General features: G+C 68.0%; 14 protein-coding genes and 3 pseudogenes. 14 read left to right on the top strand and 3 right to left on the bottom strand.

The window, feature by feature from the left end; genetic code table 11:
• Positions 1 to 73 precede the first annotated feature (73 nt).
• Positions 74 to 1,948 (top strand): polysaccharide deacetylase family protein, encoded by a 1,875-nt coding sequence (locus H4O13_12765; protein MBE5316257.1) that lies wholly within the window; start codon positions 74 to 76, stop codon positions 1,946 to 1,948.
• Between the two features lie 233 nt (positions 1,949 to 2,181).
• Here H4O13_12765 and H4O13_12760 read toward each other — a convergent pair whose 3' ends face one another.
• Entirely contained in the window at positions 2,182 to 3,930 is a 1,749-nt protein-coding gene (locus tag H4O13_12760; GenBank protein MBE5316256.1) for a M28 family peptidase, read from the bottom strand.
• Between the two features lie 119 nt (positions 3,931 to 4,049).
• Here H4O13_12760 and H4O13_12755 point away from each other — a divergent pair, with 119 nt between their 5' ends.
• The 12 genes and pseudogenes from H4O13_12755 to H4O13_12700 all read left to right on the top strand — a co-directional run bounded on the left by H4O13_12755 (position 4,050) and on the right by H4O13_12700 (position 18,751).
• Positions 4,050 to 4,505, top strand: coding sequence for a two pore domain potassium channel family protein (locus tag H4O13_12755; protein ID MBE5316255.1), 456 nt, complete (start codon positions 4,050 to 4,052; stop codon positions 4,503 to 4,505).
• Positions 4,506 to 4,802: 297 nt separating this feature from the next.
• Positions 4,803 to 5,246, top strand: coding sequence for a type II 3-dehydroquinate dehydratase (gene aroQ / locus H4O13_12750; GenBank protein ID MBE5316254.1), 444 nt, complete (start codon positions 4,803 to 4,805; stop codon positions 5,244 to 5,246).
• A 43-nt stretch (positions 5,247 to 5,289) separates the two neighbouring features.
• On the top strand, positions 5,290 to 5,778 hold the full coding sequence (locus H4O13_12745; protein ID MBE5316253.1) for an acetyl-CoA carboxylase biotin carboxyl carrier protein: 489 nt from the start codon (positions 5,290 to 5,292) through the stop codon (positions 5,776 to 5,778).
• Positions 5,779 to 5,821: 43 nt separating this feature from the next.
• Positions 5,822 to 6,253: a four helix bundle protein gene (locus tag H4O13_12740; protein ID MBE5316252.1), complete on the top strand. Its 432-nt coding sequence runs from the start codon at positions 5,822 to 5,824 to the stop codon at positions 6,251 to 6,253.
• Positions 6,254 to 6,265: 12 nt separating this feature from the next.
• Entirely contained in the window at positions 6,266 to 7,633 is a 1,368-nt protein-coding gene (gene accC / locus H4O13_12735; GenBank protein ID MBE5316251.1) for an acetyl-CoA carboxylase biotin carboxylase subunit, read from the top strand.
• A gap of 384 nt (positions 7,634 to 8,017) precedes the next feature.
• The gene (gene prmA, locus H4O13_12730; protein ID MBE5316250.1) at positions 8,018 to 8,917 is read left to right on the top strand and encodes a 50S ribosomal protein L11 methyltransferase; all 900 of its coding nucleotides are present in this window, start codon (positions 8,018 to 8,020) and stop codon (positions 8,915 to 8,917) included.
• A gap of 667 nt (positions 8,918 to 9,584) precedes the next feature.
• The gene (locus H4O13_12725) at positions 9,585 to 12,350 is read left to right on the top strand and encodes a protein kinase (protein MBE5316249.1); all 2,766 of its coding nucleotides are present in this window, start codon (positions 9,585 to 9,587) and stop codon (positions 12,348 to 12,350) included.
• Positions 12,351 to 12,452: 102 nt separating this feature from the next.
• A complete protein-coding gene (locus H4O13_12720; GenBank protein ID MBE5316248.1) occupies positions 12,453 to 13,025 on the top strand; it encodes a sigma-70 family RNA polymerase sigma factor in 573 nt (190 codons plus the stop codon).
• Between the two features lie 343 nt (positions 13,026 to 13,368).
• Complete coding sequence (gene putA / locus H4O13_12715) at positions 13,369 to 16,536, top strand: bifunctional proline dehydrogenase/L-glutamate gamma-semialdehyde dehydrogenase PutA (GenBank protein ID MBE5316247.1); 3,168 nt, start codon at positions 13,369 to 13,371, stop codon at positions 16,534 to 16,536.
• Between the two features lie 265 nt (positions 16,537 to 16,801).
• Positions 16,802 to 17,383: a hypothetical protein gene (locus tag H4O13_12710; protein MBE5316246.1), complete on the top strand. Its 582-nt coding sequence runs from the start codon at positions 16,802 to 16,804 to the stop codon at positions 17,381 to 17,383.
• A gap of 281 nt (positions 17,384 to 17,664) precedes the next feature.
• A pseudogene (locus H4O13_12705) lies at positions 17,665 to 17,808 on the top strand (low-specificity L-threonine aldolase).
• Positions 17,809 to 17,851: 43 nt separating this feature from the next.
• Entirely contained in the window at positions 17,852 to 18,751 is a 900-nt protein-coding gene (locus H4O13_12700; GenBank protein MBE5316245.1) for a hypothetical protein, read from the top strand.
• A 79-nt stretch (positions 18,752 to 18,830) separates the two neighbouring features.
• On the opposite strand, the pseudogene H4O13_12695 reads toward H4O13_12700, so the two are convergent.
• A pseudogene (locus tag H4O13_12695) lies at positions 18,831 to 20,027 on the bottom strand (Fic family protein).
• Positions 20,028 to 20,040: 13 nt separating this feature from the next.
• Here H4O13_12695 and H4O13_12690 point away from each other — a divergent pair.
• Positions 20,041 to 20,342, top strand: a pseudogene (locus H4O13_12690) (transposase).
• Positions 20,343 to 20,370: 28 nt separating this feature from the next.
• On the opposite strand, the gene H4O13_12685 reads toward H4O13_12690, so the two are convergent.
• Positions 20,371 to 21,534 carry a Gfo/Idh/MocA family oxidoreductase gene (locus H4O13_12685; protein MBE5316244.1) on the bottom strand — a complete coding sequence of 388 codons (1,164 nt, stop codon included), beginning with the start codon at positions 21,532 to 21,534 and terminating at the stop codon, positions 20,371 to 20,373.
• Positions 21,535 to 21,600: the final 66 nt, after the last annotated feature.

Below are 21,600 nucleotides of genomic sequence, written 5' to 3'. Positions count from 1 at the left end.
GCACGCAATCTGCTACACAGCCGGCATGACGTTCCGCTTCCCCTTACCCCGAGCGCGCTCGCGCAGGCCCGCCGTGCTGCGCTCCGCGCTGCCGGCTGTCGCGCTTTTGCTGGCGCTGCTGCCGCTGCAGCCCAGCCTGGCGCAGCTTTCGCAGCGCCCCGAGGCGCTGCTGGTGTTCGATGCGCAGGATCCTCTGTCGAGCCTGGATGCCCGCGGCATCCGCGAAGCGCTGGCCGAGCAGAGAACGCCCCTGATCGAGCTGCCGCTGGCCGCGGGCGTCGAACTTCCGCCGCAAGCGCTGGAGCAGCACCCCGTGCTGCTGCTCGCGCAGCGCCGTCTGGCGGCTGCGGACGTCGCCCGCGTGCAGGCCTTCGTGCAGGCGGGCGGCGGGCTCGTGGTCAGCGGCGCGGCGGGCCTCGATCTGCAGCCGCTGCTGGGGCTGAAGAACCTGCGCGATCTCGGCCGCTTCCCGCCGGATCGACCGCCGCTGGACGAGCTCCGCTTCGGGCTCTCGCATCCGGTGTCGACCGGCAGCTTCTGGACCGGGCCGATCAGCCAGGTGCCGCCGATGCCGGCCTCCGAGCTGCCGGTGGTGCCGCAGCTGCTGTACCGGCTGCAGTGGCCGGCCTACACCGCCACGGTGGACGGTGCGCTGGTGCTGGCGCGCTGGCGCAGCTCCGGCAGCGCGTGGACGGTGGCCGATGTCGAGCCCGCCGTGTTCGCGGCGGCCCACGGCGCGGGCCGGGCCGTGTACTTCGGCGCGCTGCCGGGCGCCTACGCCGACTGGAACTACCCGCTGGGCTGGCGCATGCCGGTGCAGGAGGCCGTGTCCTGGGTCAACACGCGCGCGCCGCAGGTGCAGCTCGGCCACTGGCCGCAGGCCAAGCGTGCCGCCTATGCCTTCACCGCCGATACCGAGCGCGCGCCGATGCGCAGCGTGGTGCCGGCCCTGCTCGCGCTGTTCGAGCAGCTCGGTCTGCAGGAGTTCGGCACCTTCTTCATCGTCGGCCAGGCCGGCGGCGATGCCGGCAGCCAAGGGGCGGTCGAGAACCCCGCGGTCGTGCAGGCGATTCTCGATGCGGGCGCGGAGCTGGCCGGCCATGGCGATGTGCACAGCGTGTTCCGCGGGCAGGACCTGACAGCGCAGTCGACGCGTCTTTCCAGCATGCGCACGCTGATCGAAAGCAGCCGTCCGCAGGTGCCGCCGGTGCGCGGATTCCGCGCGCCGGCCCTGCTGGTGGACAACACCACCTGGCGCGCCGCCGCGGCCGCCGGCCTCGCCTACGACAGCAGCGATCAGGACGTCTGGTGCGAGTGCGGCCTGCCCTGGTTCACCGGCGAGGTTTGGAGCCTGCCGCCGTCGGCGCCGATGGACTATGTGCTGGTCGACACCTTCGGCTTGAGTGGCAACGAGATCGCGGTGCTGATGCGCGACAAGGCGGCCTACGTGGCGAGTCGGCGCGGCCTGTTCAACTGGGTCACCCACCCGTGGATTCTTGGCGGCTACGCGATCAACGATCCGGCGGGCGCGCCCAGCCGCGAGAACCTGCTGCCCACCGTCGCCAGTGTGCTTGCGGCCGCCCGCGATGACGGCGGTTTCTGGATGCAGCGGCTCGATCGCATCCTCGACTGGTGGCGGCAGCGCGAGTTGCTGTCGATCGACGTCATCGCCAGCGATCCCTTCCGCGTGCAGCTGCGCGTACGCAACCCGGGCAGCCAGGCGGTGCAAGACGCTTCGCTGTGGCTGCGGCTGCCGCTCTCGGAGTTCCCGTGGACGGTCGAACTGGACGGCGTGGAGCGCTCCACCCTGACGCGCCCGCACGGCCTTGGCGCCGCCACGCCCTTCGAAGTGCTGGTGGTGCCGCGAATCGAAGCGCAGTCGGAGGTGCAGGTCGAGCTGCGGCTGCTGCGCCCGGACGCCGTGTTCGCCAGCGGCTTCGAGCGCTAGCAGGCGGTTGAAAAGCAGCCTGCTGGCCCGTCCAGGGATGGCCGGGACGACGGAGCAAGCGCGTAAGCAATTGACTGGTCGTGAGACGGTACGGACCTGCGCCGGACCGCCGACTTGAAAAACTCCCCGGAAGGGAGTTCTCCAACACGCTGCTAGTCGGCGCGCCTGTAGCCCAAACGCAGACCGGGCCACGCGGGCCCGGTCTGCCTTACGTTCTTGCGTGAACTACGCGCTTACTGGGCGGCGCCGGCCGGTGCCGCTTCGGCATCGGCCTTGCGGCCTGCTTCCAGCGAGGCCTCGCGGGTGGCCTTGAAGGCACTGCTCGGGTACCAGTTCGGCCAGACCTCGGTGGTGACGATCTGCTGGCCGACCGCGAAGAGGGCGTCGAGGTCTTCCTTCACGCCGGCCAGGTCCCACTTCGGGTCGAACTCATCGCCTTGCTTGTGGTAACGGTTGGCGGTGTAGTCGGCGGCGAGCTGCTTGCCGAACTCTTCGCCCCTCTCAAAGTGGTCCACGCCGCCCTTCGCGTACAGCGAGGGCACGCCGGCCTTGGCGAAGTTGAAGTGATCCGAGCGGAAGTAGAAGCCGTTCTGCGGCGCCGACTCCGGCTGCAGCACGCGGCCCTGGCCTTCGGCGATCGGCCGCAGGATGTCCTCCAGCTCCGAGCTGCCGATGCCGATGACGGTGAAATCGCGCACGCGTCCGATCACGCTCATGGCATCGAGGTTGATGGTGGCGACGGTCTTGTGCAGCGGGATCACCGGGTTGGCGACGTAGTACTTCGAGCCGAGCAGGCCGGACTCCTCCAGGGTGACGGCGGCGAACAGGATCGAGCGCGAGGGCCGCGGGCCGCCGGCGAACTGGCCGGCGATTTCGAGAATGCCGGCCACGCCGGTGGCGTTGTCGATGGCGCCGTTGTAGATCTGGTCGCCGCCGGGCTGGAAGCTGCGGCCCAGGTGGTCCCAGTGGGCCATATAGACGACCACTTCATCGGCGCGGTCGGTGCCGGGCAGCAGGGCCAGCACGTTGTCCGACTGGCCTTCGCGCACGCTGCTCTTGACCGCGGCGCTGGCGGTGGCGTTCAGCGGCACCGGTTTGAAGCCGCGCTGGTTGGCAGCCGTGCGCAGGGCGTCGAGGTCCTGGCCGGCGGCCTGCATCAGCGCGGTCGCGGTGGGCGTGTCGATCCAGCCCTGCAGGGGCAGGCGCGGCTCGGGGTCGACGCTGGTCGGCAGGTCGAACTGCGGGCCGGTCCAGCCGTTCTCGACCACCGCCCACGGATAGGCCGCGCCGGCATCGTCGTGGATGATCAGGGCCAGCGCCGCACCCTGGCGCGCGGCTTCCTCGAACTTGTAGGTCCAGCGCCCGTAGTAGGTCATGCGCTTGCCTTCGAACAGGGTCTCGTCGCCGCTGTGGAAGCCCGGGTCATTGATCAGCATGACCACGGTCTTGCCGCGCACGTCGAGGCCTTCGTAGTCGTTCCAGCCGAGCTCGGGCGCGTTGACGCCGTAGCCGACGAACACCACTTCGCTGGCGTCGAGGGTGGACTCCGGCGCGCCGGTGCGGGTGCCGACCACCATCTGCGGGCCATAGGTCGGCGCCAGTTCGGTGTCGCCCGCCTTGAATGTGAGCGTCGCGCCCTTGTCGGTGGTGGTCGCCACCATTGGCACGGTCTGCACCCAGCTGCCGCGGTTGCCGGGCTCAAGGCCCATCTGCTGGAAGGCCTGGGTGAGGTACTCGACCGTCTTCTTCTCGCCGGCGCTGCCGGGCGCACGGCCTTCGAATTCGTCCGAAGCCAGCACCTTCACGTGCTCAGCCCAGTCGGCGGTGCTGATCGCCGGCGCGAAGCTGTGGCCCGCGGCGGGTGCGGCGGTTTTGGGCTGCGCGGTGGCCGCGGCGGGCGCTTCGGGTGCGGGCGCTTCGGAGGAGCAGGCTGCAAGGCCAAGGCCCAAGGAGAGTGCGACGGCCAGCGGGATCACGCGCATGCGCTCGATTCCTGATTAGGTGAGAGAGGCGCGGATGGTAGCAAGCCGCCGCGAGCTGCCTCCTGCGCCATCGGTCCTGCGCTCGGCATAGGATGGGCGAAGCCTTGCAGGGGACGGGAATGGTCGGCGACTACGGCGACTGGGGCATCAACGCGCTGGTGGTGGCGGCGACCGTGGTCATCGTTTCGCTGTGCGTGCTGCTGCACTACGAGGCCTTGCAGTGGCTGTCGGAGCGACTGCGCAGGCTCTCCACCCAGCGTCGCCGCAAGGTGCTGTACGGCGTCTACGCCCTGCTGGTGATCCATGTGGCCGAGATCTGGCTGTTCGGCGTTGGCCTGTGGCTGCTGATGGGGGTGCCGGGGGCGGGCCACATCGCTGGACTGCCGCAGGCGGGGCTGCTGGATTCGATCTACCTGTCGGCGGCCACCTTCACCACGGTCGGTTTCGGTGATCTCGCGCCGGTCGGGCCCATCCGCTTTCTGGTGGGCACCGAGGCCTTGACCGGCTTTGTGCTGATCACCTGGTCGGCGAGCTTCACCTTCATCGAGATGGAAACCTTCTGGCGATCGCGCTGAGACACCGGGCTGCGCTGGCGTCGGCACTCGCGGATCCAGACCGCGCCAGTCGCCGGGCGCCGGGCTATGCGGCCCTAAAGGCCGCATCAGGATCCGTGGCTCGCAACAGCATTTATCGAAGCCGTGCGCCATGGAGGGAGCGCCCGCGGCTGGGCCGCAGGCCGAGCCGGCCGAATGAGGAAATTCAAACGCCCGCGATCTCCCGCAAACAGCCGGGCATCTGCTGGACAGTATCGGGCTTCACGCGCACACTACGCGCCCCGCGCAGGATGCGCGGCGTTTCGAACCGGGGGGCGTGTGTCGGCACTGCTGCTGCTCAATGGGCCAAACCTCAACCTGCTTGGTGTCCGCGAGCCGGAGGTCTATGGCCGCACCACCCTGGCCGATATCGAGGCCGATCTGGCGCAGCACGCCGAGGCCGCAGGCTACGCCCTGCGCTGCTTCCAGTCGAATGCCGAACACGCGCTGATCGATCGCATCCACGCCGCGCGCACCGACGGCACCGCCTTCATCCTGATCAACCCGGGCGCCTTCACCCACACCAGCATCGCCCTGCGCGATGCCCTGGCCGGGGTGGCGATTCCCTTCATCGAGCTGCACCTGTCGAACGTGCACGCCCGCGAGCCCTTCCGCCAGCATTCCTACCTGTCGGACATCGCGGTGGGCGTGATCTGCGGCTTCGGCGCCGACAGCTACCGCCTCGCGCTTAGCGCCGCCCTGTCGCGGTTGGGCGCGGGCTGACCTTTCTCGCCCGCAGCAGCGGGCAATACGCCACGAGGACTGCATGGATCTGCGCAAGATCAAGAAGCTGATCGATCTGCTGGAAGAGTCGAACCTGACCGAGATCGAGATCCGCGAAGGCGAGGAGTCGGTGCGCCTGTCGCGCGCCAGCACCGGCGTTGCGGTGGCTGCGCCCGCGCCTATCGCCTATGCACCCGCGCCGCAGGCGGCAGCGGCGCCGGCTGCGGCCCCGCTGGCCGCCCCGAGCGAAGCCGCGATCGGCAGCGTCAAGAGCAGTGGCGCCGCCGCCCTGCCCGAGGGCCACGTGGTGCGCTCGCCGATGGTCGGCACCTTCTACGCCTCGCCGAACCCCGATTCCCCGCCCTTCGTAAAGCTCGGCCAGACCATCAAGGTGGGCGACACGCTGGGCATCATCGAGGCCATGAAGATGTTCAACCCGATCGAAGCCGACGTCGCCGGCACCGTGCTGTCGGTGCTGGTATCGAACGGCAAGCCGCTGGAGTTCGATGAGCCGATGTTTGTGATCGGCTGAAGAGCGGGGATTGGGGATTGGGGATTCGGGATTGAGCGATTCCTTGCACGGCGAGACTTCATCGACTCGACCGCACCAGCGCTTGGATGTGTGGCGCGACGCGATGGATCTGGTCGTGCTGGTGTACGCGCTCTGCGCGTCCCTGCCGGATTCGGAGCGCTTCGCTCTATCGCAGCAGCTGCGAAAGGCCGCAGTGAGCGTGCCCTCCAATATTGCGGAGGGTGCGGCGCGTCGCTCGACCTTGGAGTACCTCCGATTCCTGGCCGTGGCGCGGGGCTCGTTGGCTGAACTGGACACCCAGCTTGAGCTGGCTCGACGTCTATTCCAGCTGAATCCATCGCCCGAACTGAAGCAGACGCTCAACCGCACCTACATCCGCCTCAACGCCCAGATCCGCGCTCTCGAAGCCCGCATTGCCGAAGACCCCGAGGACTACAGCCTCGCCGGCTGCGAATCCCGAATCCCCAATCCCTAATCCCGGCTCCCCATGCTCGATAAAGTCGTCATCGCCAACCGAGGTGAAATCGCGCTGCGCATCCTGCGCGCCTGCCATGCGCTCGGCATCAAGACCGTGGCCGTGCACTCCACGGTCGACCGCAATCTGAAGCACGTGGCCATGGCCGACGAGTCGGTCTGCATCGGCCCGGCGCCGGCGTCGGAGAGCTATCTCAACGTGCCGGCTCTGATTGCCGCGGCGGAAGTCACCGACGCCCAGGCCATCCACCCGGGCTATGGCTTCCTGTCCGAGAACGCGGACTTCGCCGAACGGGTCGAGCAGTCGGGCTTCATCTTCATCGGCCCCAAGGCCGACACCATCCGCCTGATGGGCGACAAGGTCGAAGCCATCAAGGCGATGAAGGCCGCCGGCGTGCCCTGCGTGCCGGGCTCGGGTGGGCCGCTGGGCGATGAGGGCGTCGAGAACATCCGTATCGCGCGCGAGATTGGTTTTCCGGTGATCATCAAGGCGGCCGGCGGCGGCGGTGGTCGCGGCATGCGGGTGGTGCATTCCGAGGCTGCGCTCAACAACGCCATCCAGACCACCCGCGCCGAAGCCAAAGCGGCCTTCGGCAACGACATGGTCTACATGGAGAAATTCCTGGAGAACCCGCGCCACGTCGAGATCCAGGTGCTGGCCGACGGCCAGGGCAGCGCGATCCATCTCGGCGAGCGCGACTGCTCGATGCAGCGCCGCCACCAGAAGGTGGTCGAAGAAGCCCCTGCGCCCGGCCTCACGCCGGAGCAGCGCGCCGAGATCGGTGCGGTGTGCGTCGAGGCCTGTATCCGTATCGGCTACCGCGGCGCCGGCACCTTCGAGTTCCTGTACGAGAACGGGCGCTTCTACTTCATCGAAATGAACACCCGCATCCAGGTCGAGCATCCGGTCACCGAGCTCGTCACCGGCATCGATCTGGTGCGCGAGCAGCTGCTGATCGCCGCCGGGCATCGGCTCTCGATCAAGCAGGAAGACGTGGTGCTGCGTGGCCACGCCATCGAGTGCCGCATCAATGCCGAAGACCCCGAGACCTTCATGCCCTCGCCGGGCCTGATCAAGCACTTCCACGCCCCGGGCGGCCCCGGCGTGCGCGTCGACACCCACATCTACGAGGGCTATCGCGTGCCGCCGAACTACGACTCGATGATCGGCAAGCTGATCGTGCACGGCGCCGACCGCGCCCAGGCCATCGCCCGCATGCGCGTGGCGCTCAGCGAGATGGTCGTCGACGGCATCAAGACCAACGTGCCCCTGCAGCAGCGGATCATGGCCGACTCAGGCTTCCAGGCCGGCGGCGCCAACATCCACTACCTCGAGAAGAAGCTGGCTGAAGCGCGCGAGAAGGGGATTGGGCTGGGCTGAGATCGCCAGTACGTCGAGCAGGCTTTGCATAGGGTGGGTCTTGACCCACCGGGGCTGTACGCTCGCCTCGGTCCACACACGGGTGGTTCGCAGCTTCGCGGCGGCGGCAGGGTTGGCGGGTTCGCGAGCTTTCGTCAGGTCGAAACCCACGCTGGGATCGCGCCCTTTGGCCGCCACCAAGCCTTTGACACGATCGAGGCGCTCGGACGAAGCGTGAGCCGAAGCGAGTTAGAGGCGCTTCGCCAAGGCGGGGGCGAGGCTTTCCGTCGGGGCGATCGTTGAGGCGGGGGCGAGGCTATGGTGGGTCAAGACCCACCCTATGGCCTGCTTCGCGCGTTTCATGCAACGGCGGCTCAAGTGTCTCCCCATGTCACCGGAATCGATATGCCCCACCTCAAACTCCGCCTCACCTGCACCCTGCCGCAGCAGCCCGCCGTCGAAGAAGCGCTGGAGGAACTCGGCGCGCTGGCGGTGACACTGGCCGATGCGCATGCCGATGCGCCGGACGAGCAGGCGATCTTCGAGCCCGGCGTCGGCGAGATGCCGCTGTGGGGCGAGATCGTGCTGGAGGCCCTGTTCGAGCACGACGTCGACACCGAGGCGCTGCAGTCCGAGCTGGCTGCGCGCCTGCCGGCTGAAGTCGCCGCCAGTGCCAGCACGGAAGAGGTGCCCGACCAGGACTGGGAGCGCGCCTGGATGGACCAGTTCAAGCCGATGGCCTTTGGTCGGCGTACCTGGGTCCATCCCTGGAACATCGAGCCGCCGGCGGATCCGGAGCTTGCGGTCATCCGTCTTGATCCGGGGCTGGCCTTTGGCTCGGGCACGCACCCGACCACGGCGCTGTGTCTGGAATGGCTGGACGGCCTCGACCTGAAGGGCAAGACCGTGCTCGATTTCGGCTGCGGCTCGGGCGTGTTGGCGCTGGCGGCGCTGGTGCTGGGCGCCGAGTCCGCGGTGGGCGTCGACAACGATCCGCAGGCGCTCATCGCCACCGCCGACAACGCCGAGCGCAACGGCGTGGGGGATCGTCTGCAGGTCTATGCCCCGGAGAATGAGCCGGCGGTGCAGTACCCGATCGTTGTGGCCAACATCCTCGCCACTGCCCTCGATGAGCTTGAGCCCCTGCTGGCGGCACGCACCGCGCCCGGCGGTCTGATCGCGATGTCCGGCATCCTCGACGGTCAGGAAGACGAGCTGCTGCTGCGCTATGCGCCGCACTTCACCGAGCTGCGCGTCGATCGCCGCGAAGACTGGGTGCGCATCTCCGGACGCCGCCGGGCCTAGCAAATCATAGGGTGGGTCTCGCCCACCGCGCCTAGGCGCTCGCAGCGAGCCGGCCTGCAGGCGCCCATAGGGTGGGTCTTGACCCACCAAGCCTCGACGCTCGCAACGAGCCGGCCTGCAAGCGCCCATAGGGTGGGCCTTGACCCACCGAACCCCAGCGCTCGCCGACTCTCGGCTGCGTGCGGCGTTGATGCTCAGGCTCTGCGGGCCGGGATGTCCGGGTGCGCTGGCGTGGGGCCCGTCCATCGGGCCTCGCGGGGGCTTTGGGAGGCTTCGCTTCTTCGCTTCGTGGCATGCGTTGCGGCGCGGTGGGTCAAGACCCACCCTATGCGGCCGCTTCGCGAACCCCGAACACCCGAACCCCGAACCCCGAACACCCGAACCCCGAACCCCGAACCCCGAACCCCCGAACCCCCGAATCCCGAATCCGAATCCCGAATCCCGAATCCCGAATCCCGAAGCCCGAAGCCCGAAGCCCGAAGCCCCGAAGCCCGAAGCCCGAAGCCGAAACCCGAAGCCCGAAGCCCGAAGCCCGAAGCCCGAAGCCCGAAGCCCGAACCCCGAACCCCGAATCACCCATCCTCGCGCAGCCGCTAGACTCCGGCTCCAGGCGGACCGGGCTGAGGGCGTGCGCAATCGTCATGGCACCAGGCATCACACCGTAGCGATGCAGAGCCCCGACCTCGCCACCTGGAAGCGCCTCGAAGCCCTGCTCGATGCCGCGCTCGACCTGTCGCCCGCGGAGCGTGAAGCCTGGCTGCCTTCCGTCTGTCCCGAGCCTGAGCTGCAGGCGCGTCTGCGAGAACTCATCGCCCATGCCGAGGATGCGTCCGGCCCGCTGGAGGCGCTGGCCGCGCGCCTCGTTGCCGATGTCGACGAGACCCGCGTGGTGGACCGCGAGGTTGGCGGCTACCGCCTGGAGTCCTTGCTCGGCGAGGGCGGCATGGCCGTGGTCTGGCGCGCAAGCCGCGAGATCGCCGGCCAGCGCCGCGAGGTCGCGCTGAAGTGCCTGCGCCGCGGCCTGCTCTCGCCCGAGCTGCGCCAGCGCTTCCTGCAAGAGCAGTCGATCCTGGCGCGGCTGGAGCATCCGCACATCGCCACCCTGCTGGATGTCGGCGTAGAGCCCGACGGCACGCCCTGGCTGGCGATGCGCCTGGTCGAAGGCGAGCGCATTGATGACTGGTGCAATGCGCGTCATCTCGACGCGCGGGGGCGCGTGCGGGTGCTGCTCGATGTCGCCGCGGCGGTGGCTTTTGCCCATCGCAACCTCGTGGTCCACCGCGACATCAAGCCTTCCAACGTGCTGGTCGACCGAGAGGGCCACGTGCGCCTGCTCGACTTCGGCATCGCCCGCCTCACCGATGGCAGCCGCGGCGACGCGACTCGCACCCTGCAGCGCGCGCTCTCGCCGCAGTACGCCTCGCCGCAGCAGTTCGAGGGCCTGCCGGCCTCGACCGCGGACGACGTGTTCGGGCTGGGCGCCCTGCTGTATGTGCTGCTGTGCGGCCAGCCGCCGCGCGGTGAGCGCGATGCCCGCGTCACCGACACGCCGCCCTCGCGCGCTTCGCGGCCCGCCGCGCTGGCCGACGTACTGCCCGAAGCGCGCACGCTGCGCGGCGATCTCGATGCGATCGTGCTGCGCGCGCTGGCGCCGCGGCCGGAGGATCGCTATCCCTCGGTCGAGGCCCTGATCGACGAGCTGGAGCGCTGGATGGCTGGGCGACCCGTGCGTGCGCGCGGCGTCGGCTGGCTGTACCGCAGCCGGCGTTTCCTGCTGCGTCACTGGCTGGCTGCCAGCCTCGGGGCGGCGGCGCTGCTGTCGATGGGCGTGGGCACCTGGATCGCGCTGGATCGCGCGCGGGTTGCCGAGGCCGAGCGCGCGCGGGCCGAGGCGGTGCAGGAGTTCCTGCTCGGCATTTTCGCCGCCAACCAGTCCGACGCCAGCGGCAACTTCGTTCTGAGCCGTCGCGAGATCGCCGCCGAAGCCGCGCATCGTCTGACCGCTTCCGCCGCCCTGGGCAGTGAGCTCGACCCCGCACTCTCGCTGGGCCTCGCCCGCGTGCTGCATCTGCTCGATCTGCGCGAGGAGGCGAGGGAGCGCGCGCAGGCGGTGCGCGATCGGCTGGGCCCGGCCAGCGCTCGCGAGCCGCTGTCGATCCAGGCCGCCGTGCGCTTGGCGGCGCTGGCTGCCGACGCCCGCGACTACGCCGGGGCCGAGGCCCTGCTGCGCGAGTCGCTTGCGGCGAGCAGCGCCGCCAGCGCAAGCGAGCGCTTCGACATCGCCCAGCAGCTGGTGATGCCGATCTACTACCAGCAGCGCATCGACGAAGCGCTGGCGCACTCGGACGAACTCGTGCGTCTGCTCGACAGCGAGGCCGCGCTGAGCGCTGACCAGCGCGTCGGCGCCCTGCTGGACCGCAGCGTGCTGCTGCGCGGCGCCGGCCGGCTCGACGAGGCCCGCGAATTGATGGCGCGCACGCTCGCCGAGTCGCGCACGGCCTTCGGACCGCGCAGCCCGAAGCTGGTGCGGGTGCTCGACCTCAAGGGCACCATCGACAGCCGCGCCGGTTTCCTGCTCGACGCCATTCGCGCGCAGGAGGAGGCCATCGAGTTGGCCCGCACCACCAGCGGCTCGATCAATGCCGGCCGCCTTGGCAACCTCGCGCGCTCCTGGCTGCGGCTGGGGCACTTCGAGAAGGCCCGCGATGTGGCCCGCTACGGCGTTGAGCTGCGCGGCGAGGAATATCCGCCCGGCCATCCGCTGGATTTCCTCGCGCGCGAGCCGCTGCATCGGGCCGAGGCCGAGCTGGGCGACATCGAAGGCGCGATCGATTTCTATCGCCGCTGGAACCACGCCGAGCCGGTCGATGCGAGTTCGGTGCGACAGGCGCGCGTCCGCATCGAGCTCGCGGGCCTGCTGCGCCAGACCGACGCGGTCGAAGAGGCCGAGGCCCTGCTGCAGGGGGCGTTGGCCGTGCCGGGCGACATCTTCCCTGCGCGCAGCGTGCGCGCTGCCGCAGCAACCCAGCTCGGCTGCCTCCGACTCGGCGCGGGCCAGCAGGCCGCTGCGCGAGAGGCCTTCGCGAGGGCGCGCAGCGAGCTGGATCCGATGCATCTGGAGGTGGATGAGCGTTTGCTGCTGGCCGAGTGCGAGGCCCAGCTGTTGGCGCAATCGGGGGCAGCGCAGGATGCCGTGGCGCAACTGCAGGCGCTGGATGCCGAACTGGCGCCGCGCCTGGGCGAGGACAGCCCGCGCCGGGCGCGCCTGCAGCTCATGTGGGCGGCGTTGCTGCAGCGGCTCGCAGGCGTGGACGCCGCGGTGCGCGACGACGCCCTCGGGGTGCTCGCGCGTCACGGTCTTGCCAGCCCCGACTTCGCCGATCCCGCGCGCCTGCCGGGCGCGGCCTTCAGGCCCGCTGCGCCCGATCCCTGAGCCGGGTGGGCGCTTCCGCCCGCGCGGTGCGCTGGAACCCAGCCGAGGCCACCACGCTAGACTCGGCCGGGGCCAGCCGGGCCTGAAGACTTCAGATTTCTCGTGTCACAGCACATCACCCGACTGCTGCAGCAGGCCAGCGAAGGCGATCGCAGTGCGTTCGACGCCCTGATGCCGCTGGTCTACGAGCCGCTGCGGCGCATCGCCCGCGGCCAGATCGCCAGCGATGCGCGCGGACATACGCTTTCGACCACGGCGCTGGTCCACGAAGTCTGGATGCGGCTGTCGAGCGCGGGCGACGTCGGCTGGCAGGACCAGCAGCATTTCTACCGCTACGCCGCGCGCGCGATGCGCAACATCCTGATCGACGCCGCCCGCGCGCGGCAGGCGCAGAAGCGCGGCAGCGGTGCCGAGCACCTCGACATCGACGAAGTGGCCCTGCCGATCAGCGAGGCCACCAGCGGCGATCTGCTGGCGTTGGACGAAGCCTTGCTGAAGCTGGCCGAAGTCAATCCGCGACTCGCACAGGTGGTCGAGCTGCGCTTCTTTGCCGGGCTGGAGGTCGAACAGGTCGGCGAGGTGCTGGGCATCCATGCGCGCAGCGTGGTCCGCGACTGGCGGCGGGCCCGCGCACTGCTGGCGCAGATGCTGGAGGCCGAGGCCCTGCCGGGCTGACAGCAGCGCAGTGGGCCTGTCCTGCTGAGAGTGCAGAGGCTGTCACGTCGCATCGAGGCCCCCATGTTCGCGCGCTGGCACCTGTAGGAGCGCGCTTGCTGCCGAGCCGTGGATGCGCAAGACCCGTCGAGTCGGCGCGCCTGCAAACAGGTTTCCGCAGAAGCCTGCTTCGCTTTCGCGAGCCCCATGCAGCGTGCTGCCGGGCTGGGAGGCTGAAGCCGAGTCTGCCGCGCCGTACGCTTCCGCACTCGCGGCAGCGCCCCTAGACTAGGCGGCGGCCCTGCTGAGCCGGTCCGGCGCGGCGGCCGCTCGCCCCTGCAAGGTTGCCCGCGTGAACACCCCCATCCTGACCCCGGAACTCCCGGCCGCCAGCGCACCGCTGCGCGCCGCTCTCACTGCTGCCTGGCTGCGTGACGAAGACGAGGCCGTGCGCGCCCTCCTGGGCGAGCTGCAGCTCGATGCCGATGCGCGCGCGCGCATCCAGGCCACCGCCGTTGATCTGGTCGAACGCGTGCGCAAACGCGCGCAGGACCAGGGCGCCATCGAAGCCTTCATGCGCGAGTACGACCTCTCCAGCGAAGAGGGCGTGCTGCTGATGTGCGTGGCCGAGGCCCTGCTGCGCATTCCCGACAGCGAGACCGCCGATCGCCTGATCCGCGACAAGCTCGGTGATGCCGACTGGGGCAAGCATGTCGGCCAAAGCGACTCGCTGTTCGTCAACGCCAGCACCTGGGGCCTGATGCTGACCGGCCGCATGGTCAACCTGGCCGAAGAAACCCGCGGCAACTTCGTCGGTGCGCTGAAGCGTCTGGTCGGTCGCGCCGGCGAGCCGGTGGTGCGCCTGGCCGTGCGCCAGGCCATGAAGATCATGGGCCACCAGTTCGTCATGGGCCGCACCATCGAAGAGGCGCTGAAGCGCAGCAAGAAGGGCGAGAACGCCCGCTACCGCTACAGCTACGACATGCTCGGCGAGGGCGCGCTGACCCAGCCCGACGGCGACCGCTACTTCGAGGCCTATCGAAAGGCCATCCTCGCGATCGGCAGCACCGGACCCTTCGCCGACGTGTTCGATGCGCCCAGCATCTCGGTCAAACTCTCCGCCCTGCATCCGCGCTACGAACATGGCAAGCGCGCGCGTGTGCTGGCCGAGCTGGCGCCGCGCGTGCTGGAGCTGGCCAAGCTCGCGCGTGCCCAGGGCATTGGCTTCACGATCGACGCCGAGGAAACCGACCGGCTCGAACTCAGCCTCGACCTGATCCTCAAGGTCTTCGCCGACCCCTCTTTGGACGGCTGGCAGGGCTATGGCCTGGCCGTGCAGGCCTACCAGAAGCGCGCGCCGCAGGTGATCGACCTGGTCGCCGATGCCGCACGCAAAGCGGGGCGCCGCATCCCGATGCGTCTGGTCAAGGGCGCCTACTGGGATGCGGAAGTGAAGCGCGCCCAGATCGAAGGCCAGGCCGGCTATCCCGTGTTCACCCGCAAGCCGAATACGGATCTCAGCTACCTCGCCTGCGCGCGGCGCATGCTAGGCCACATCGACGCGCTGTACCCGATGTTCGCCTCGCACAACGCGCACACCATCGCCGCCATCCACCACATGGCGCAGGGCATGCTCGGCCCGGTCGAACCCACCGCGCCGCCGCGCTTCGAGTTCCAGAAGCTGCACGGCATGGGCGATGACCTCTACGCCGAGGTGATCGGCCCCGATCGCCTCAACACGCCCTGCCGCGTGTATGCGCCGGTCGGCAGCCACGAGGACCTGCTGCCCTACCTCGTGCGTCGCCTGCTGGAGAACGGCGCCAACTCCAGCTTCGTCAACCGCATCACCGATCCCGCGATCAGCCCGGTCGAACTGGTGGCCGACCCCACCGAAACCGTGCGCGGCTATGCCAACGCCGCGCATCCGCGCATTCCCCTGCCTGTCCACCTCTACGGAACCGAACGAGCCAACTCCATGGGCATCAACCTCGCCGACGACAACGCGCTGCGCGCCCTGGCCGAACGCATGAATGCGCTCAAGTTCCCGATCGAGGTCAAGCCGCTGGTGCCGGGTGCGAGTTCCGCCGGCGCCTGGGTGGACGTGCGCTCGCCCAGCGATCGCGGCCAGGTGCTGGGCCGCTGGCAGGCCGCGGATGCTGCGACCGTCGAGCGCGCCATTGCCAATGCCGAGAAAGCCCAGCACGGCTGGGACGCGCTGCCGGCGGCCTCTAGAGCCAAGATCATCGAGCACGCGGCCAGCCTGATGGAGCAGCGCATGCCCGAGTTCATGGCCCTGGCCACGCGCGAAGCCGGCAAGACGCTGGCCGACGGCATCGCCGAGGTGCGTGAAGCGGTCGACTTCTGCCGCTACTACGCAGTCCAAGGCCGTCGCCTGTTCAACCAGCCGGAAGTGCTGCCCGGGCCCACCGGCGAGAGCAACACCCTGCACCTGCACGGCCGCGGCGTGTTCGTCTGCATCAGCCCGTGGAACTTCCCGCTGGCCATCTTCATCGGTCAGGTGGTCGCCGGTCTGGTCGCCGGCAACGCCGTGATCGCGAAGCCCGCGGAGCAGACCACCCTGATCGCGCATGCCGCCGTGAAGCTGCTGCACGAGGCCGGCGTGCCCGAGGACGTGCTGCAGCTGGTGCCGGGCGACGGCCCCACGGTCGGCGCGCCGCTGACCCGCGATCCGCGCATCGCCGGCGTGGCCTTTACCGGCTCCACCGAAGTCGCGCGCCTGATCAACCGCACCCTGGCCGAACGCGACGGCCCGATCGGCGTGCTGATCGCCGAAACCGGCGGCCAGAACGCGCTGATCGCCGACTCCTCCTCGCTGCCCGAGCAGCTGGTCAAGGACGCCATCAGCGGAGCCTTTGGTTCAGCCGGGCAACGGTGTTCGGCGGCGCGCGTGCTGTTCGTGCAGGCCGACATCGCCGACAAGGTCGTGCACATGCTGGCCGGCGCCATGGCTGAGCTGAAGATCGGCGACCCCGGCCTGCTCAGCACCGACATCGGCCCGGTGATCGATGAGGAGGCCAAGGGCATCCTCGACGCGCACGCCGCGCGCATGGACGCCGAGGCCAAACTGATCGCCGTGGCCCCGCTGCCCGCCGAGTGCAGCAAGGGCACCTACTTCGCGCCGCGCGCCTACGAGATCCCGAACCTCGCGACGCTCAAGCGCGAAGTCTTCGGCCCGGTGCTGCACGTGATCCGCTGGCAGGCCAGCGAGCTGGACCAGGTCATCGACGCCATCAACGCCACCGGCTACGGCCTCACGCTCGGCATCCACTCGCGCATCGACGAAACGGTGGAGAAGATCAGCAAGCGTGTGCGCGTCGGCAACTGCTACGTCAACCGCAACCAGATCGGCGCCGTGGTCGGCGTGCAGCCCTTCGGTGGCGAAGGCCTGTCCGGCACCGGCCCCAAGGCCGGCGGCCCCCACTACCTGCTGCGCTTCACCACCGAGCGCACCTTGACCATCAACACCACGGCAGCGGGCGGCAATGCTTCGTTGTTGACCTTGGATGAGTGAGGTCAGGGGCTGCAGCGCCTGATGCGAACAGGGCCGCTTTTGGGCGGCCTTGTGCTGTTCGAGGGTGCGTCAAGCTGTCAGAACTTGCAGCTTGTTGGTCGGATCGGAGGGGGGTTAACTTCGCGTCGTCCTCCTGGATGCGTGCGACCGCCTCGGCCTGGACGGTTTGCTCCCTGTCCGGCATCTCGATCAGGCAGGGCTGTCTGGTGCGGAGGGTCTCCGCTCGGGGGGCATCAATGGATCTCTTTTTGGAAGGATTAATGACGTGAAACTTCTCGAAGTTTGTGGGTTGCTCGCTTTGGCAACGACTCTGACGATCGCCCCCGTTTCTTGCGTATTCGCCACGGGTTCTTCACAGGACTCGGGGATACAGACCAACGCAGAGCTTGATCCAAGTTCAAGGAGCATTGTTCAAGTTCAGATTGAGCCGGGTTCTCCGGCGTTCGAGTGGGTCAGGAGCCAGCTGGCTGGGCAGGCTGCTAGGGCCGAGCGGCTGACCTTGAGGATCGAGTACGCCGAAGGATACTCGCCCGACCACCTGGAGCTGGCCCAGTTTGGCCTGTCTCAGCCGACCTCGACGGTAGCCAAGACCAACTTCGACGTTTCCAATCCTCCGCGACCCACGGGCTCCGGCCGAACGATCGATCAACGAACGACCGTGACGGAGTTCTGTCAGTCCTACGTCGCGGTGAATGGCGTGACTCACACGGCGGACATCGAGTACCACTACGCGTGGCGGAAACCGCGCGACAGTCAGGGGCGGGTCATCGAGGACGCTGAGCCCGAGTGGACCCTGGTTGGCATCACAGTCAAAGAGGCCATGCCGCTGATGGCCAGTACCTGTTGAGCTTCACTCGACGCAAGACTCGCAGATGGGAACAGGGGCGCCCTTCGGCGCCCCTGTTCGTTTGCTTGAAGCGAAAGTGAGCCGCGTTATGGACGCTCGCGATCTTGCCTGGTCCACGTCGGGACACCTGCCTTGGTCGCGAACTGGGGCTTGGGGCGGCCACCCAATCACACTGGTTGCGGCCCACGAGCGGAGGGGCTTCTCTGTCTTGCGACAGCCAGCGCCACCCATGCCCTCACACCGACCTCCGCTCCGACACTGTCACCCGTCCCACAGCCGCGATGCGCGCGGCGATGCTAGCCGCCGAGGTGGGCGATGACGTGTAGGGCGACGACCCGACCGTCAACGCGCTGCAGGAGAAGCTCGCGGCGGTGCTCGGCTTCGAGGCGGGGCTGTTCGTCCCGTCGGGCACGCGGTCAGGCCTTGCGGAATGCTCCGTCCAGCTGTGTTTCTCCCATAGGCTAAATCATGACGATGCGGATCTTGATGATGCTGTTGACGTGCTCAGTCCTTGTAGCAGCTGGGCTGCTGGTCAGACTTGGGTCAGGATCCAGTTCAGAAGCGAATGCGATAGCTGAACACGCCGCGCCGCAACTGTCTGGCGATGTCGCCAAATCCTCGATGGCTTCGAGCCTTACGTCCGGCGATGTGGAATCCGACGAAGCTCCGGTGCTTTCGAGCGAAGCCGGCTCTGCCGCTTCGCTCGAGTCCGAGTTCACCGAGATCGAGGCGTTGGCAGCCGGCGGGGACGAAGAGGCCATCACCCAGCTTGGCGCACTCATGAGGTCCTGCGGAGGTGTGCTGGGCAATCAGTACACCGGGGAGCGTTCAGAGCGCTTCGAGCATCCGGCTTGGCGTCCATGGCGTGAGGCGTGCAGCTTCGAGCGCTCGTTGCGCTGGACGAAGTTGCTCAGGGCGGCGCCCCCTCCAAGCTCGCCCGACATCGATGCGTTTTCGGCACTGCCCGTCAACACCGACGATCCGGACGAACTGGCGGCGCGTGATCGCGTGTTGGAGGAGTTGTTGGCCCGGACTGACGACGTCGAGCTCGCTGCCTCGGCCGCTTGGCTCTACGCAGACCGTAGCCGTCAACTGGCGTTCGCTAACGGTGAGCTTCCAAACAGTCTCTTTCTGGCGGAGGGCTCCGAAGCCTTGAGAACTGACGTCGCAATCGCATTCGCCTGCCGCGTTGGCAGAGACTGTAGCCCCTTCTCGCAGTTGACGATCGCCGAGTGCGCGATGACCGCAGGTTGCACTCCAGGTGCATCGATGCAGCAGATCATGACGATGCGTCGCTCACCGCAGGAGCTGCAGCTGATCGACACCATGCTTGGACGTCTGCTTGAGCTCCGCAGAGGCCGTGGCTGAGGATGAAGCGGGCGCTCCCGCTGGGCGCGGGATAGTGAACGGGGCCGCCTTTGGGCGGCACCGTTTTGCATGTGATTGGCTACCGCGATCGACGCAGGCTCTCGGGTACAAAGCCTTCCTCGGTCAGCGAGCCAATGACGCCTCGGATCAGCGCGTTGTTGGCGAAGCCCACGGTGTACTGCCGAGCGCCTTCGCGGAGCGGGACCAGCATCCTTGCAGCGACCAGCTTGCCGACTTGATAGGTGCGCTGTTTCGTGTTCAATCCCGGCATGGCGTCCGTTAGATCGCCCGCCTTGGCGATGCCGAGTTTCGCTACGGTGAGCAGCACGCGCTCTTCGGTGTCAGTCAGCAGCTCCCGCTGACGCGCATGGCGCACTGCTGGGCTCAGGATGCGACCAAAGAGGTAGTCCGAGTCGATCAGGCGGTCCACCTTGCGCAGCTCTTCCAGGATGCCCGAGAGGACGTAGGCGCATCACGTCTCGCGGCCTTGCGCAGTGCCCGTGTCGGCCTCGGCGAGCATCGAGTAGTAACGGTCGCGATCATTCCAGAACACCGCCGTGGGATTCAGCAGGCGCCCCTGCGCCTTGACCTTGAAGCCGTACTTGATCAGCAGGGTGTAGGTCAGCAGCCTCACGACGCGACCGTTGCCGTTGCTGAAGGGGTGCACCCAAGCAAAGCGGTGATGCGCGAGCGTGGTCCTGATGAGGTCGTACTTCGATGCGTCTGATCGATTGATGAACTCCACAAGCTCCGTCATGTACTGGGGCACTAGCACGGGCTCAGGCGGCGAGTGCTCAGACAGTCCAATGCTTACCGTCGTCCGCCGATACGCACCCGGCGTTGCGTCTCCCTCGCGCTTTAGCCCACGCACTGCGAGAGCGTGCAGCTCGCGGATGAAGTGCTCGCTGAGCGACCGCCCCGGTTCGAAGTGCGCCTCGATGTAGCGCATTGCCTCGTCGATGTTGGCCATTTCCCGCAGGTGGTCGCTCGGCGAGGCAGGCGATTCGTCGAGTCGTGCCTCGACATAGTCCGCAAGCGTCGTATGGTTGCCTTCGATGCGCGCCGAACCCAGGCTCTCCAGCATGTGGAAGATGGTCTTGAGTTGCTGAAGCACGGGCTCGGGCGTCGACCCCTCCAGTCTCAGCCTGCGCAGATGCTCGAGTTGGGTGATCACATCGACCAGCGGAGAGTCGAACGCCGGGTTCAGCAGGCAAAGCGTAAGCTCCCCGGTACTGCGGACACAGGTTTCTAGAACTTTCTGGCAAGGTTTCCCCAGCCAGGAGGTTCAGATGAGCAAGTCAAAGTTCACCGAGACGCAGATCGTCTCAATCCTCAAGCAGGCCGATGCGGGTATGCCGGTCAAGGACGTCTGTCGGCAGGCCGGGATCAGCGTGGCGACGTACTACCAGTGGAAGTCGAAGTTCGGTGGCATGGAAGCCTCGGAGCTCAAGCGCGTGCGCGAGCTCGAGGAGGAAAACAGCCGCCTCAAGCGCCTGTACGCCGACCTCGCGCTGGAGAACTCGGCGATGAAGGACCTGATCGCAAAAAAGTTGTAGCGCCGGCGCAGAAGCGCGAGGCGGTGCGTTTCCTCTCGGAAGCCCATCGCCTGCCGCCGTCGGTCATGCAACCAGAACCCGCGCGCCCTCTTGATCGGCACTGCGGTACATGGCCTCGATCAGGCGGATGTCGCGCAAGCCCGTTTCTCCCGGGGTCCGGTGAGGCCTGCCGCTGCGCGCGGCTTCAGAGAAGGCATCGACCTGCGCTGCGAACTGCTGGATCGGGTTGCCAGGCCTCAACAGGGCCGGGGGCTGTCCGTCGCGACGCAGCGCGAGTGCGTTGTCGTAGTAGGTCGACGCCGGCTGCAGCTCCAGGCTGCCGCGGCTGCCGAGCATGCGTTGACCGGTGGTGTAGCTGAAGGTGTAGGACGAAGCGCCCTGCACCGAGACGCCGTTTGCGAATCGCAGGCGCCAGTCGATGCCGCCTTCGACCTCGGCGAATCGCGGGTCGCCTTGCGGGGTCGAGTAGACGGCCGAGACTTCCCTGGGGGCCTCGTCGAAGTACATCAACGCTCCATTCAAGCCGTAGATTCCGATGTCGAACATTGAGCCGCCGCCGCCGAGCGCCCGGGTCAGTCGCCAAGCGTGTGGGGGGTATTCGGGATTGATGACAAAGCCCGCTTCGGTGGACAGATGGCGCAGCTCGCCGATCTCACCGGCACGGAACCGACGCAGCGCCTCCAGGTTGGTGGCTTCGAAGTGGACCCGGTAAGCGACGCCCAGCTGCCGTCCGGCTTCGCGAGCGGCTGCGATCATCGCCTCGCATTCCTGCGACGTCGAAGCCATCGGCTTTTCGCAAAGCACGTGCTTGCCGGCCTTCAAGGCGCGGATGGTGTACTCGGCGTGCAGACCCACCGGCAGCGCGATGTACACGCACTCGACGCCGTCGTCGTCGATCAATCGGTCGAAGTCTTCGTAGCTGTAGCTGCGCGGAACGCCATAGCGTTCTGCCACCTGCTTCCGCTTTTCGGGATTGCCAGAGACCAGTGCGCCGATGCGCGAGAGACGTGCATCGAGGAATCCGGGAATCACCTGACCCAGCGCAAAGCTGCCCAGCCCGACAATCGCCCAGCCAACGCGCGTGGCGGGGGGCTCGGGCAGGGGTGTACCCCCCGGCAGGGCTTGGCCCGTGGCCTGCGGAGTTGCGCTACCGCCGGCGCCGATCAGCAGGGGCGCGCCGACGCCGGCAGCAATCAATCGACGACGACCAACACTGAAATGCGGCATGGCGTAGCTCCTCATTGCGCGGTCGATTGTGGGGCTCTTCGAATACCTTTGGCTGCGCTGTCACTG

The sequence above is a fragment of the Lysobacterales bacterium genome (genome assembly GCA_014946745.1).
Lineage (GTDB): Bacteria > Pseudomonadota > Gammaproteobacteria > Xanthomonadales > Xanthomonadaceae > Aquimonas.
The sequence above is the reverse complement of the archived record's forward strand: the minus strand, read 5'-3'. Positions and strand labels throughout refer to the sequence as shown.